Source organism: Vreelandella sp. 2A-K22, from assembly GCF_054065485.1.
This window is the reverse complement of record NZ_JBSUGC010000004.1, coordinates 76,390-90,064: the sequence shown is the minus strand read 5'-3', so window position 1 is coordinate 90,064 and position 13,675 is coordinate 76,390. Positions and strand designations below refer to the sequence as shown.

The window sequence follows — 13,675 nt, the reverse complement described above, 5'->3', positions numbered from 1 at the left end:
CCAGTTTTCACAGTAAGTTTGATAGCGCGTTGCAACCCCATTGCAATGCGCAAAGCGGCCAAAGTCGCTCGATAACATGTTAAGGAATCAGCATGAGTCATAAGGTATTACTGCTGCCGGGTGACGGTATTGGCCCCGAGATTGCCGCCCAGGCGGCACGTTTGTTGAAGGCGTGCCAGGAAGCGGGCTTGGATATTGAAGTAGAAGAGGGCTTGGTGGGCGGCTCTGCCTATGATGTCCACGGCGAGCCTCTGCCCGCAGAAACCCTGGAAAAAGCTAAAGCAGCCAGTGCGATTTTGTTGGGCGCAGTAGGTGGCCCCAAGTGGGACAAAATTGAAGATCTCTCCAAGCGTCCGGAAAAAGGCCTGCTGGGGCTGCGTAAAAACCTTGGATTGTTCGGCAATCTGCGCCCGGCAATGCTCTACCCGCAGTTGGCCAGCGCCTCTAGCCTGAAGCCAGAACTGGTGGCCGGGCTGGATATTATGATCGTTCGCGAACTCACCGGCGGCATTTACTTCGGCCAGCCCCGTGGCATTGAAGTACGCAACGGCGAGCGGGTCGGTTTTAACACCTATATTTATTCTGAAAGCGAAATTGAGCGCATTGGCCGCGTCGCCTTTGAAATGGCCCAGAAGCGTGGCAAGAAACTTTGCTCAGTAGATAAAGCTAACGTGCTGGAAGTGACCATCTTGTGGCGTGAAGTGATGGAGCGTTTAGCGCCGGAATACCCGGACGTTGAGCTTTCCCATATGTACGTCGATAACGCCGCCATGCAGCTGGTGCGCGCACCCAAGCAGTTTGACGTGGTGGTGACTGGCAATATGTTTGGCGACATTCTTTCCGACGCTGCCGCTATGCTGACCGGCTCCATCGGTATGCTGCCTTCTGCTTCGCTAAACGAAAGCGGGCAGGGCATGTACGAGCCATGCCACGGTAGCGCGCCGGATATTGCCGGCCAGAATGTAGCTAACCCACTGGCCATGATGCTTTCGGTAGCCATGATGCTGCGTTATTCGTTGGGTGAAAATGCCATGGCGGAGCGTATTGAAGCCGCCGTCGGCAGCGTGCTGGATGACGGTCTGCGCACTGCGGATATCGCCTCTGAAGGTATGCAGACCATCGGCACTGATGCCATGGGCGATGCGGTGTTAGCGGCGTTTGCTAAGCAGTGAGTAAAGTCGTCGGGCTACTCCGGCGATAGGTCTACGAGGGGGCGCTGTAAACCCCTCCCTGGGCGCTACATTTGCCATCCATGGCAAATGACCCCCTCTACGACCTATCCCCGGCACCTTTGTTTGCTCAGCCATTAACATTAGCTGTTCAGTGCGGCTTCAAAATCACCGTAAAGAAGTGTGTATAATACAAGGACTCATTCTTTGCAGGAGGACTTCATATGTTGAAAGTCGGTTTCGTGGGATGGCGCGGCATGGTGGGTTCAGTGCTGATGCAGCGCATGCAGGAAGATGGTGATTTTAACGGCATTGAGCCGGTGTTTTTCACCACCTCCCAGGTAGGTCAGCCCGGCCCCGACATCGGTGTAGACGTCCCTCCGCTGAAAGACGCCTTTGATATTGAAGCGCTCAAGGCGCTGGATGTCGTTATCACCTGTCAGGGAGGCGATTACACCAAGCCGGTTTATAAAGATCTGCGCAGCGCAGGCTGGAAAGGCTACTGGATTGACGCTGCCAGCACGTTGCGTATGGAAGATGAAGCGACGATTGTGCTGGATCCGGTTAACCGCAAGGTGATCGACGACCAGCTAGCCAAAGGCGCCAAAACCTTTGTCGGTGGCAACTGCACCGTGAGCCTGATGTTGATGGGCTTGGGCGGTCTGTTTGAAGCCGATATGGTCGAGTGGATGACCTCCATGACCTATCAGGCGGCTTCTGGCTCGGGCGCTAAGCACATGCGCGAGTTGCTCAACCAAATGGGTACGCTGCGCGATAGCGTTGGCGAAGAGCTAAAAGATCCGTCAAGCGCAATTCTGGATATCGATCGTAAAGTAACGGCTGCCATGCGCAGCGGTGCCTTCCCGACCGATAACTTTGCCGCGCCGCTGGCAGGTAGCTTGCTGCCATGGATCGATACCAAGCTAGACAACGGCCAGAGCCGCGAAGAGTGGAAGGGCAGCGTTGAGACCAATAAGATTCTCGGGCTCGACAACAACCCGATCCCCATCGATGGCCTGTGTGTGCGTATCGGCGCGATGCGCTCGCACAGCCAGGCGTTCACTATCAAGCTGAAGCATGATGTGCCGTTGGATGAGATCGAAGATCGCATCGCCAAGCACAATGAGTGGGTCAAGCTGATTCCTAATGACAAAGATGCCACCATTGCTGGTCTAACGCCTGCGGCTGCCACTGGCACGCTGCAAGTGCCGGTTGGGCGCCTGCGTAAACTGCAAATGGGCGGCGAATACCTCTCAGCATTTAGCGTGGGTGACCAGTTGCTGTGGGGCGCCGCAGAGCCGCTGAAGCGTATGTTGAAGATTCTTCGCGAACAGTAATTGTTTATTGTTGTACGCCAGTCGAAAACGGGAAGCTGTTCGCAGCTTCCCGTTTTTTTCGGCTAGTCATCTTGATAGTGGGAATAACACCGTTATTTCGTTAAGTTATGACAAAAAAGGCTTAGTAAAGTTATTTGGTATCAGTCGTTAAAAGTAAGTAGGTGATCAGGGAACATTCATGAAAAAATCACTGACATGGATTGCATGGCTCTCGTTGAGTGCAGTAAGTCCGATTGCGCTGGCCGTTGGTTTTGGGCAGGCGAGTGTCAGCTCATATCTGGATGCGCCTTTAGATGCTTCGATCCCTCTGCTCGAAAGCAGTGATTACGCCCTCGACGAGATTCATATCAGCGTTGCCGAGCCTCCAGCCTTTGCCTCAGCAGGCCTTGAATGGACGCCATTAGCGGCCAGCGTGCGCGTCCAGATTCAAGAGCAGCAGGGGCGCCGACAGGTACGCTTAAGCTCTGATAAAACGATGCAGGAGCCCTGGCTTGATTTGCTGTTAACGGTGGAGTTGCCAGACGGGCAGCAGTTTCGCGACATAACACTACTGTTTGATCCCCAAGGCTATGCTCAGAATCAAGCGCTTGCTCAAAATGCTGCCCCCAGCTCGTCAGCAGTAAGCAGTGTCGTCACGTCTCCGCTTGCTCAGCCTAGTTCGACGTCGCCATCGAGTGCCTATGTGGGTAGCGGCGATACCCTATGGAGCGTTGCCGAGCGTATTAAATCTGACGAGGTGAGCGTACAGCAGATGATGCTGGCGCTGCTGGAGGCCAACTCTGAGGTCTTTCCATCGGGCAATATAAATGACATGCGTGCAGAGCAAACACTTCGGGTGCCTAATTCTGAACGCATTCTGGCGCGCTCTCACGGTGATGCCGATGCTGCTATCAAAGCGATGAATGAAGCCTGGCAGCAACGCCGCAATGGCTCATTGCAAACAGGGGCGCTACCGAAGGTTGAAGCCGCCACGCCTGTTTCTGCTACCTCCATAGCTGCCGACCAAGCTGGGGTTGAAGAGGAAGTCGACGAGCCTGCAGCATTAACGCGTTCGGAGCTGACCGAGCAACTGCACCTAAGCCAAACGACATTACAGCAGGTTCTCGAAGAGCGTGAGCTGATGCGCGCTGAGCTTGATGAGCTGCGTGGTGAGGTTGCCTCCCTAACGCAGGCGCTAAGCGATACGTTGGCTGCTCAAGAGCCACCTTCAGCGCCACTCATTGCTAGCATGGATGAGACGAAGAGCCCGGGTGTGGCTGGCTTAATTGAGCGCTACCAGTGGACGTTGGCTTTGGCCGCCATCACACTGCTGCTAATGCTATTGGCATGGTTACGTAAGCGCCGAGAGGAGGCCTGGGAAGACATTCCGCTGGCTGAACCCGTGGTTAAGCCAGCGGCTTCGCCTCGCGTAGACCCCAAGGCTGAGAACGATGCTCTTGCCACTAACGCCGCGCCGACATTAGATACTGATCAGTGGCTGGTCGACGATCAAGGGCAGACGCCATCGCAAGACGACCCCCTTCGCTATGAAAAAAGTCAGGCATCGGGACTCGCTGAGCAGGGGCGTCAGCGGAGGCTGAAGCTACACGCTGTTTCCGCTGACCGTTCTCAAAATGTCTCTTTAGCACCGCCGCCGAGTTCTATGCACATGAGCCAACTGCTAGCTTCTATCCGTGCCGGTATACCTGCCTTTGAGCCTGCGGCTGCTAATGCTCATGTGCAGCAAACCGACAAGCCTTCTGAAACAGCTGAGGATCCAGACCATCGCTTTATCGATTACCACCCGCCGATTCTAAACAGTACTTCTAGCAGCACTTCAAACAGCACTTTAAACAGTCAGGGCGGCCTGCGTACCGAAACCCCCATGCAGCCCACGGTAGAGTTCTCCAGTGAGTCGCATGCCGGACCGGTGCCTCCCGCGAAACAGCCACGTAGGCCAGTTGAAGAGGAATGGGAAATTGAAGAGGTAGCATTCAAGCCGCGAGGCCTGGATAATAGCGATCCTTCAAAATCTTCAAAATGATGTGGCTTGATGACGCTGTTCTATCACTTCGATGAAAAAATTCCGCTTACCGGCCGCTTGGCAATGGGTATCGAGTACGATGGTACCCGCTACTGCGGTTTTCAGCGCTTAAACCATGCTGCATCGGTTCAGGCATCGTTAGAGGATGCGCTGTCCAAGGTGGCCAATGAGCCTATCCGGGTGAATGCCAGTGGGCGCACCGATTCGGGGGTGCATGCGACCCGTCAGATCGTCCATTTTGACCCGCCGGTAGGGCGCTCCGAAAAAGCCTGGATCTTTGGCGCTAATACTCATTTGCCCCGCGACGTTGCTGTACGCTGGGTGAAGCCAGTGGGCGATGACTTTCATTCACGCCTATGCGCCCTGGGGCGCCGCTACCGCTACGTGCTGCTGAACCAGATCAGCCGCCCGGTATTGGAGCGGGCCAATGTGACCTGGTGCCGTGACCCGTTAGACGCCGATGCCATGCACCGGGCTGCCCAGGCGCTGGTAGGCGAGCACGATTTTTCCAGCTTCCGGGCCGCTGGGTGTCAGTCCAAAACCCCCTGGCGACATATGCACTTTGTGGACGTAAAGCGCTACGGCCAGTTGGTGATGATCGATATTCAAGGCAACGCGTTCTTACACCACATGATTCGCAACATTGCCGGGGCGCTGGTGAGCGTCGGACGCGGTGCCCAGGATGAAGCTTATATTGGTGAACTTTTAGCGCTTAAAAACCGTCGCAAAGGGGATGTGACAGCACCCGCCTGCGGGCTGCATTTTGTCGATTCGGTCTACGATGAGCGCTTTGATCTGCCTAAAGAGCCGTTGGGGCCGCATCTGCTCTCATTTACTGGCGAGTGGACGGGAGAGCGCGAGCTTCCTGATACGCCACGGGTGGCCTATCGACGCAATCGCTCGTTGTGTAACCCGGCAGCTACCCCTAAACAGGAGGCGTCGTCATGAGTGCTTCTCCGCAAATCCGCACCCGAATAAAGTTCTGTGGTTTTACGCGTGATGAGGATATTGACCTCGCCGTGGCGCTGGGCGTGGATGCCTTGGGTTTCGTTATGTGGCCAAAAAGTGCGCGCAGCGTGAATGTCGAACAACTGGTGGCGCTCTCTGTCCGTGTGCCTGCCTTTGTGACCCGCGTGGGGCTGTTTGTCGACCAGCCTGCTGAGCTCATTGAGCAGTGCTTGCCCTATCTCGATATGCTTCAGTTTCATGGTAATGAAACGCCCGATGAGTGCCAGCGCTTTTCGCTACCCTGGATGAAAGCGCTACGCATGCGCGATGAGATAGATCTTACCCATGAGGCCGAGCGCTATCATCATGCTCAGGCGCTGCTGCTAGACGCATATCGACCGGGGACGCCGGGAGGCACGGGGGAGACCTTTGATTGGTCTAGAATTCCCGCAAATCTTGCAAAACCTGTTATCCTCGCCGGTGGGCTGAGTGCTGATAACATTGCTGACGCTGTGCGTCAGGTAGCGCCTTATGCAGTGGATGTGTCCGGTGGTATTGAAGCCTCTCACGGCTGTAAAGATGCTGACAAAATGGCGTCTTTCGTGCGTCATGTGGCGTTAGCCGACACCCACTAGCGTTCCCCGCATAAGTTTATGTAAGCCTAGTTTTTGTGTAATTTATGCGTATTGCTTATGGGTATTTTATCGAGCTACGTGTTTACGTCGATTCATTTATTGTTTGCCTGCTCTGGCGATCTTGTGAGGTATCCCTGTGACTGTTTCTGCGACGCCTACACCAAAAACCAAGTTCAGCGATCTGACCCGAATGCCGGATGCCCGTGGTCATTTTGGCCCTTACGGCGGTCGGTTTGTGTCAGAAACCCTGAGCTTTGCGTTGGAAGAGTTGGAGAAAACGTACTTAAGCCTGCGTGATGACCCCGACTTTCAGGCCGAGTTTGACTACGATCTTGCCCACTATGTGGGACGTCCATCGCCGCTCTACCACGCCAAACGCTGGTCGGCGAGTCTTGGGGGCGCACAGATTTGGTTGAAACGGGAAGATCTGAATCATACCGGCGCTCACAAGGTAAACAACACCATTGGTCAGGCACTGCTGGCCAAAAAAACCGGCAAACCACGCATTATCGCTGAAACCGGGGCGGGCCAGCATGGCGTTGCCTCGGCGACCGTTGCTGCTCGCCTAGGGCTTGAGTGCGACGTGTATATGGGGGCTGAAGACGTACAGCGCCAAAAGCTTAACGTTTACCGTATGCGCCTACTGGGCGCTCGGGTCATTCCGGTAGAGTCCGGTACCCGCACCCTCAAAGACGCCATGAACGAAGCGCTGCGTGACTGGGTCACCAACGTTGACAACACCTTCTATATCATCGGTACCGTGGCGGGCCCGCACCCTTATCCGCTGCTGGTGCGCGATTTCAACGCGGTGGTGGGGCGTGAAGCGCGCCGCCAGTCGCTGGAGCAGATCGGCCGTCTTCCCGATGCGCTGATTGCCTGCGTGGGCGGTGGCTCTAATGCTTTGGGTCTGTTCTACCCCTTTGTGGAAGATGACGACGTGGCCATGTATGGCGTGGAGGCCGGTGGCGATGGCGTCGAAACCGGCCGCCACGCGGCGCCGCTGGCATCCAATGCGCCGCGTGGCGTGCTCCACGGCAATCGCACCTACTTAATGTCAGATGAAGCCGGGCAGGTGTCGGATACGCACTCCATTTCAGCTGGCCTGGATTATCCTGGCGTAGGCCCCGAACACGCGCTTTGGAAAGACGTGGGTCGGGTCTCCTATGTGGCCGCTAACGATAAAGAAGTGCTCGAAGCGTTTCGCGAACTGACCCACATGGAAGGCATTATGCCGGCCCTTGAGTCGGCCCATGCGCTGGCCCATGCCAAGGTGTTGGCGCCTACCATGCGTCCTGACCAGCATATCGTGGTCAACCTCTCCGGGCGTGGCGACAAAGACATCATGACCGTTGCTAAGATTGATGGCATCGAATTTTAAGGTCAGCTTTTTTTAAGGGCGAGCATGAACCGTATTGATCAGCGTTTCAGTGAACTTAAGCAGCAGGGCCGCAAGGCCCTGATCCCTTACATCACCGCAGGTGATCCAGCACCTCAGTACACCGTTGGTTTTATGCATGCTCTGGTGGAAGCAGGTGCCGATGTGATTGAGCTAGGCGTGCCTTTTTCCGACCCCATGGCGGATGGCCCGGTCATTCAAAAAGCCTGTGAGCGTGCGTTAAAGCAGGGCACGCGGCTGGTTGACCTTATGCAGATGGTCAAAGAGTTCCGCCAAACCGATACCACCACACCGGTTGTGTTGATGGGCTACTTGAATCCGATTGAGCGAATTGGCTACGAAAACTTTGCCGATCAAGCTGCCAGCGTGGGCGTTGATGGTGTGCTGATAGTGGATATGCCGCCTGAAGAGGCCGAAGAGATTGGGCCGCTGCTGAAATCGCGAGATTTAGCGGCGATTTTTTTGGTTGCGCCTACCACTTCTAACCAGCGTGCCGCTACAATATGCGCCCATGGCGAGGGCTACCTCTACTACGTTTCGCTGAAAGGCGTGACCGGTGCCGCCACCCTGAACGCAGACGATGTGGCCGAGCACTTGGCGCCGCTGCGGGGGATGACCGATTTACCGCTATGTGTTGGTTTCGGTATCCGCGATGGCGTGACGGCCGCTGAAGTAGCTAAAGTCGCCGATGGTGTGATTGTAGGTAGCGCTTTGGTTAACCGCATCGCTGAAAGTGTCGATGCGCCGGAAACCATTGCGGGCCAGTTGAAAAGTGTATTAGCAGAGATGCGTACGGCGATGGATGCCTAAAGCGAATTGCTTTATCGCCTATACTGAATAGATTCACGACACTCATCGAGCCTGGTTCTGCCAGGCGTTGACGTATAACGGAAGCCTTTTTGATATGAGCTGGTTAGACAAGATCGTACCCTCCATGGGTCGCATCCAGCGTAAAGACCGTCGCGCTAGCGTGCCCGACGGCCTCTGGCGTAAATGTCCCAAGTGCGAAGCGGTTCTCTACCTCCCTGAGCTAGAGAAACATAACAGCGTCTGTCCCAAGTGCGATCACCACCTGCGCTTGACGGCACGCAAACGCTTGGACTGGTTCTTGGATAAAGCAGAACGCGAAGAGATCGCGGCGGAAATCGAACCCAATGATCGGTTGAAGTTTCGCGACTCTAAAAAATACAAAGACCGCCTGACTGCGGCGCAAAAAGATACTGGCGAGAAAGATGCGCTGGTCGCTATGCGCGGTGAGTTGGATGGTCTTCCGGTCGTTGCCGTTGCCTTTGAGTTCACCTTTATGGGCGGCTCAATGGGGGCAGTGGTCGGCGAGAAATTTGTTCGCGCCGCTACCGTGGCGCTGGAAGAGAACATCCCGCTGGTGTGCTTTGCCGCCTCCGGTGGGGCACGTATGCAGGAAGCGCTCTTCTCGTTGATGCAGATGGCTAAAACATCCGCCGCGCTTGAAAAGCTCAAACAAGCGGGTGTGCCGTATATTTCTGTGCTTACGGATCCCGTCTTTGGCGGTGTTTCAGCCTCACTAGCCATGTTGGGTGACTTGAATATTGCCGAACCCAATGCCTTGATTGGTTTTGCAGGCCCCAGGGTCATCGAGCAAACGGTGCGTGAAACCTTGCCAGAAGGGTTCCAGCGCAGCGAGTTTCTGCTTGAGCACGGTACCGTCGACATGATCGTTCATCGTCATGAAATGCGTGCCCGCGTGGGTAGTGTGCTGCGTAAGTTAACCCACCACGACGCAACGCCGGTGAGTTCGACCAATCCTGATGATGCTGAGGTCGTTGAGCCTATCGTTGAGGAAGATAGCTTGGCGGAAACCGCTGACGTAACGTTCGAGAAAGTTGAGGCGCCTAAGAAGGACACCACTTTCGTTAAGAGTGATGACCATTCGCGCAATGCCTGACTCTCTGCAGACACCTTCTTTGCCGCTCTACTCTTTGCAACAGTGGCTCCAGCATTTGGAAACGCTGCATCCGGTAGGGATTGATATGGGCCTGGAGCGGGTCTCGCAGGTGGCTAAACGGATGGGGCTGCTTTCAAGCCCCATCGCCCCCCGCGTTATTACGGTAGCAGGCACCAACGGCAAGGGCTCAACCCTTGCCATGATTGATAGCGTTGCCCGTGCCCATGGTTGGCGAGTGGGTACCTACACTTCTCCCCATTTATTGCGCTACAACGAACGCGTTAAAATCGATGATCAGGAAGCCGACGACCAACTGCTGGTGCAAGGCTTTGAGCGGGTTGAGCAGGCACGATTGCAGGGCAGTGAAATCAGCCTGACCTATTTTGAAGCGGGGACACTGTGCGGACTGTGGTGCTTGGCCAATGCAAAGCTTGATCTTGCGGTGCTAGAAGTGGGGCTGGGTGGTCGCCTTGATGCAGTCAATATTATTGATGCAGATGTGGCCATTGTTACCACTATTGCTCAGGATCACGCTAACTTTTTAGGCACCGATTTAGCCCAGATTGGGCGTGAAAAAGCCGGTATTTTTCGTGCCAATCGTCCCGCCGTGCTAGGTAGCCAAACGTTACCTTCCAGTGTCGCTGAATGTGCTCAGGTGCTGGCGGCGCCTATGTTTTGTTTGGGCCAGCAATTTGCCCGTCAGACGATGGCTTCTGAGCCTTCGCAATGGCGCTGGCAGGGGCAGCATCCGGATGGTCAACGCATTGTTATTGACGAGCTTCCCGAGCCGGGGCTGCCTATCGATAACGCCGCCACTGCTTTGCAGGCGCTTGTGCTTGCAGGGCTTGGGTTGGAAGCGGCGCGCGTGCAAGCTGCGTTGAGTTCTGTGCAGTTGCCGGGGCGGCTGCAATGGATTGGGCCTTGGTGCCTGGATGTAGGTCATAATCCTCATGCTGCCGAGTATGTCGTTCGCCATTTGCCGCAACCTCCGGAAGGTGGTCGGCAGTGGGGCCTTATTGGCATGTTGAATGATAAGGATATTGACGGTGTCATACAGACGTTAGCGTCTCGCATTAGTGATTGGGTGTGCGTGTCGTTGAGCGGAGAGCGAGGTTGCCAGGCAAGCGAGTTGTCGCAACGTATTATAGCTCAGGGAGGGCGGGTGCATTTTAGTGCTGATTCGCCGCAAGCAGGCGTCGATTGGCTCGCTAACATGTTAACGCCCAATGATCGTGTCTTGGCCACCGGGTCGTTCTTTACAGTAGCGGCACTGTTAGCTCGGCCACTGCCAACAGGCGCTGCGTCGCTTGATGGAGACGGAAATGAAATACGGTAAAACGGAACGCATTAGCGGTATTGTGATTCTGCTCGCGCTACTGGCGATCTTTGTGCCGTGGCTAATGAGCGACCCCGCACCAAGGGAAGAACGTCCCCAGCCGAACTTTGTGATCGAGCAGCCCGTTGAAGTGGAGCGCCGTGACGTTCCTGCACCGGAAAGGCCTTCAACCATCGGCGAGCCGTCTCTATCGTCAGCGGCCCGTAATGAAGAGGGCGATATGCCTATTGACGTCGATCCGAGGTTGCCGGAAACCGATCAAATTACTGCTGCTAATCAGTCGCCCTCGAGTCCCGAGGCGGCGGGATCCAGTCAACCGGATGAAGAGCCGGAGACCTCCGATAGCGACCCTATTGCTGACCTGATTGCCAGCAATAGTGGCAGCGGTCAAAACAGCAGTGAAGGTTCTTCACAGGGCTCTTCACAACGTTCATCGCAAAGCTCCTCATCTAGCTCATCCACCCCCTCAGCAAGTGCTCAGGGAGAGTGGGCGGTGCAAGTCGGCAGCTTTGGAGAGCCCGGTAATGCGCAGCGCCTTAGCGAGCAGCTTTCGGGTGAAGGGTTTACTGTTTATCAGCGTGAGCGCGATAACAATATGACCACTGTCTTTGTGGGCCCTTATGCCACTTCTGAGGAGGGGGAGTCTGCCATGTCCTCGATTAAAGAGCGGGCCAATGTGCAGGGCCTGCTTGTTCGGGTAAGAGACTAAACGATGGCATTAACCTGGATTGATGCGGTGTTCTTGGCCGTGCTGGCGCTATCAATGCTAGCCGGATTCGTCCGGGGATTTGTTCGCGAGGCATTGGGGTTGGCCGCCTGGGTCGTTGCCTTAATGGTTGCCCGAGTCCTCGCCGAACCGGTGGCCGAACTGATGAGTGGGTTTATCGATAGCTTTGATGCCCGCCTAGTGCTCGCTTTTATACTGGTGATCTTTGCCGTTATTTTGCTTTGCGGCATAGTCATTCGCTTGGTGCATGCGGCGATTGAGTGGGTAGGTATGGGGCTTTTGAACCGCGTGGCAGGGGCGGCTTTTGGTGTTGCTCGTGGGGCGGTTATTTTGCTTATTGCTACCGTGCTGATTACCCTCACACCGCTGGCGGAACTGCAGGCGTGGCAACAAGCCGAGCTGCGACCGACCTTTATTCAACTGCGCGATTGGGCGGTGAGCCAGTTAGATCAGTGGGATCGTGAGCTGCCTGAGGCGCCATCGTCGCTGCGCGACATCTCTCTACCTGAACTGCGTCTGCCTAGTGCGACGGAGCGTGAGGTTATCCCGGCAGGTGATTGACCTGCTACTGAAGTCGATTCTACGAACGTTCGGGCTTTCTTAGGTATGTGACTTAGGTAAGCCATGGCATTAAGCGAGGTAACGTGAATGTGCGGTATAGTGGGCCTTCTGGGCAAGCAGGCGGTAAATCAGGGAATCTACGATGCCCTGACCGTACTTCAGCATCGTGGCCAGGACGCTGCCGGCATGATGACATGGAGCGAGGGACGCTTCCTACTGCGCAAGAGTAACGGCTTGGTACGTGATGTATTTCACACCCGTCATATGGCCCGCCTAAAAGGTAACCTAGGCATTGGTCACGTGCGTTACCCGACGGCAGGCTCTTCAAGTGAAGCTGAGTCACAGCCGTTCTATGTTAACTCTCCTTACGGCATTGCGCTGGCGCATAACGGTAACCTGACCAACTCTGAGCAGTTGAAGCAGGAGCTGTTCTCTACCGATCTGCGTCACATCAACACCAGCTCCGATTCTGAAGTGCTGCTTAACGTCTTCGCTCACGAGCTGGGCAAGCAGGGTTTGCACCTGGAAGCGGAAGATATCTTCGACGCCGTGCGTCGTGTTCACCGTCGCTGCAAGGGTGGTTATGCCGCTGTCGCGATTATTAATGGCTTTGGCATGGTGGCATTTCGTGACCCCTTCGGTATTCGCCCCGTGGTGTTTGGTACCCGCGAAGAGGAGAACGGGCAGGCGGTGATGATCGCCTCCGAATCCGTCGCCTTGGATGTGGGCGGTTTTGAACTGGAGCGTGACCTATCGCCTGGTGAAGCCATCTTTGTCGACATCGAAGGCAATATTCACACCCAGGTATGTGCTGACCGCCCCGAGCTACGTTCGTGTATCTTTGAGCACGTTTATCTAGCGCGTCCCGATTCACTGTTGGACGGCGCCTATGTTTACGGCACCCGTATGCAGATGGGTCGCAAGCTGGGGGATCGCATTCTCAACGAGTGGCCGGATCACGATATCGACGTGGTCATCCCGATCCCTGATACGTCGCGTACCTCCGCCCTTGAAATGGCGCAGCACCTCGGGGTGACCTACCGCGAAGGGTTCATGAAGAACCGCTATATTGGCCGTACCTTTATTATGCCGGGGCAAACTCAGCGTAAAAAATCGGTACGCCAAAAGCTCAATGCGATAGACGTTGAGTTTAAAGGCAAAAACGTTTTGTTGGTGGACGACTCCATTGTGCGCGGCACGACCTGTAAGCAGATCATTCAAATGGCCCGCGATGCCGGGGCACGCAAGGTCTATTTTGCCTCGGCGGCGCCCCCGGTACGTTTCCCCAACGTGTATGGCATCGATATGCCTGCAGCGTCTGAGCTGATTGCTCATGGCCGCAGCGAAGAGGAAGTAGGGGATTTGATTGGCGCTGACCGTATCTTCTATCAAAACCTAGAGGATCTAAAAGCGGCCTGCCGCGAAGTGAACCCGGAAATGGAAGAGTTTGATTGCTCGGTGTTTGACGGCAATTACGTGACTGGTGATATCGACGACGCCTACCTGGCCGCCTTGGAAGCTAGCCGTAATGATTCCGCCAAGGATCAAAGTGCCGGTGATCATGCCCTGGTCGATATGCACAATCAGGACGATGACCTGGACGATTAGGAGAGAAGTCT

The 13,675-nt window shown here is 55.4% G+C and carries 12 protein-coding genes; all 12 read left to right on the top strand.

Annotated features, from left to right (window positions below):
• Nucleotides 1-92 precede the first annotated feature (92 nt).
• The 12 genes from leuB to purF all read left to right on the top strand — a co-directional run bounded on the left by leuB (nucleotide 93) and on the right by purF (nucleotide 13,664).
• A complete protein-coding gene (gene leuB, locus ACW17M_RS06670; RefSeq protein WP_457547074.1) occupies nucleotides 93-1,172 on the top strand; it encodes a 3-isopropylmalate dehydrogenase in 1,080 nt (359 codons plus the stop codon).
• A gap of 221 nt (nucleotides 1,173-1,393) precedes the next feature.
• Complete coding sequence (gene asd / locus ACW17M_RS06665; RefSeq protein WP_141441007.1) at nucleotides 1,394-2,506, top strand: aspartate-semialdehyde dehydrogenase; 1,113 nt, start codon at nucleotides 1,394-1,396, stop codon at nucleotides 2,504-2,506.
• 178 nt (nucleotides 2,507-2,684) lie between these two features.
• Nucleotides 2,685-4,529, top strand: coding sequence for a type IV pilus assembly protein FimV (locus tag ACW17M_RS06660; RefSeq protein WP_457547073.1), 1,845 nt, complete (start codon nucleotides 2,685-2,687; stop codon nucleotides 4,527-4,529).
• A gap of 9 nt (nucleotides 4,530-4,538) precedes the next feature.
• Nucleotides 4,539-5,477, top strand: coding sequence for a tRNA pseudouridine(38-40) synthase TruA (gene truA / locus ACW17M_RS06655; RefSeq protein WP_022523217.1), 939 nt, complete (start codon nucleotides 4,539-4,541; stop codon nucleotides 5,475-5,477).
• Complete coding sequence (locus ACW17M_RS06650) at nucleotides 5,474-6,112, top strand: phosphoribosylanthranilate isomerase (RefSeq protein ID WP_457547072.1); 639 nt, start codon at nucleotides 5,474-5,476, stop codon at nucleotides 6,110-6,112. The genes truA and ACW17M_RS06650 overlap by 4 nt, the downstream gene beginning before the upstream one ends.
• Nucleotides 6,113-6,302: 190 nt before the next feature.
• Nucleotides 6,303-7,490, top strand: a complete 1,188-nt coding sequence (gene trpB / locus ACW17M_RS06645; RefSeq protein ID WP_171051224.1) for a tryptophan synthase subunit beta — start codon at nucleotides 6,303-6,305, stop codon at nucleotides 7,488-7,490.
• Between the two features lie 24 nt (nucleotides 7,491-7,514).
• A complete protein-coding gene (trpA, locus tag ACW17M_RS06640; protein WP_009286954.1) occupies nucleotides 7,515-8,318 on the top strand; it encodes a tryptophan synthase subunit alpha in 804 nt (267 codons plus the stop codon).
• Between the two features lie 94 nt (nucleotides 8,319-8,412).
• Nucleotides 8,413-9,432, top strand: coding sequence for an acetyl-CoA carboxylase, carboxyltransferase subunit beta (accD, locus tag ACW17M_RS06635; RefSeq protein WP_041158510.1), 1,020 nt, complete (start codon nucleotides 8,413-8,415; stop codon nucleotides 9,430-9,432).
• On the top strand, nucleotides 9,410-10,768 hold the full coding sequence (gene folC, locus ACW17M_RS06630; protein ID WP_457547071.1) for a bifunctional tetrahydrofolate synthase/dihydrofolate synthase: 1,359 nt from the start codon (nucleotides 9,410-9,412) through the stop codon (nucleotides 10,766-10,768). Before accD ends, folC begins: the two co-directional genes overlap by 23 nt.
• The gene (locus tag ACW17M_RS06625) at nucleotides 10,755-11,477 is read left to right on the top strand and encodes an SPOR domain-containing protein (RefSeq protein ID WP_041158509.1); all 723 of its coding nucleotides are present in this window, start codon (nucleotides 10,755-10,757) and stop codon (nucleotides 11,475-11,477) included. Before folC ends, ACW17M_RS06625 begins: the two co-directional genes overlap by 14 nt.
• Nucleotides 11,478-11,480: 3 nt before the next feature.
• Nucleotides 11,481-12,056 carry a CvpA family protein gene (locus ACW17M_RS06620; protein WP_009286953.1) on the top strand — a complete coding sequence of 192 codons (576 nt, stop codon included), beginning with the start codon at nucleotides 11,481-11,483 and terminating at the stop codon, nucleotides 12,054-12,056.
• Between the two features lie 87 nt (nucleotides 12,057-12,143).
• A complete protein-coding gene (purF, locus tag ACW17M_RS06615; protein WP_009286952.1) occupies nucleotides 12,144-13,664 on the top strand; it encodes an amidophosphoribosyltransferase in 1,521 nt (506 codons plus the stop codon).
• The last annotated feature ends 11 nt before the right edge of the window (nucleotides 13,665-13,675 follow it).

Bases quoted from the DNA above. Each gene is read 5' to 3' on its own strand.
- ACW17M_RS06650 (WP_457547072.1), top strand. From the start codon at position 5,474: ATGAGTGCTTCTCCGCAAATCCGCACCCGAATAAAGTTCTGTGGTTTT.
- accD (WP_041158510.1), top strand. From the start codon at position 8,413: ATGAGCTGGTTAGACAAGATCGTACCCTCCATGGGTCGCATCCAGCGT.
- trpA (WP_009286954.1), top strand. From the start codon at position 7,515: ATGAACCGTATTGATCAGCGTTTCAGTGAACTTAAGCAGCAGGGCCGC.
- folC (WP_457547071.1), top strand. From the start codon at position 9,410: ATGACCATTCGCGCAATGCCTGACTCTCTGCAGACACCTTCTTTGCCG.
- trpB (WP_171051224.1), top strand. From the start codon at position 6,303: ATGCCGGATGCCCGTGGTCATTTTGGCCCTTACGGCGGTCGGTTTGTG.
- truA (WP_022523217.1), top strand. From the start codon at position 4,539: ATGACGCTGTTCTATCACTTCGATGAAAAAATTCCGCTTACCGGCCGC.
- leuB (WP_457547074.1), top strand. From the start codon at position 93: ATGAGTCATAAGGTATTACTGCTGCCGGGTGACGGTATTGGCCCCGAG.
- purF (WP_009286952.1), top strand. From the start codon at position 12,144: ATGTGCGGTATAGTGGGCCTTCTGGGCAAGCAGGCGGTAAATCAGGGA.
- ACW17M_RS06625 (WP_041158509.1), top strand. From the start codon at position 10,755: ATGAAATACGGTAAAACGGAACGCATTAGCGGTATTGTGATTCTGCTC.
- ACW17M_RS06660 (WP_457547073.1), top strand. From the start codon at position 2,685: ATGAAAAAATCACTGACATGGATTGCATGGCTCTCGTTGAGTGCAGTA.
- asd (WP_141441007.1), top strand. From the start codon at position 1,394: ATGTTGAAAGTCGGTTTCGTGGGATGGCGCGGCATGGTGGGTTCAGTG.
- ACW17M_RS06620 (WP_009286953.1), top strand. From the start codon at position 11,481: ATGGCATTAACCTGGATTGATGCGGTGTTCTTGGCCGTGCTGGCGCTA.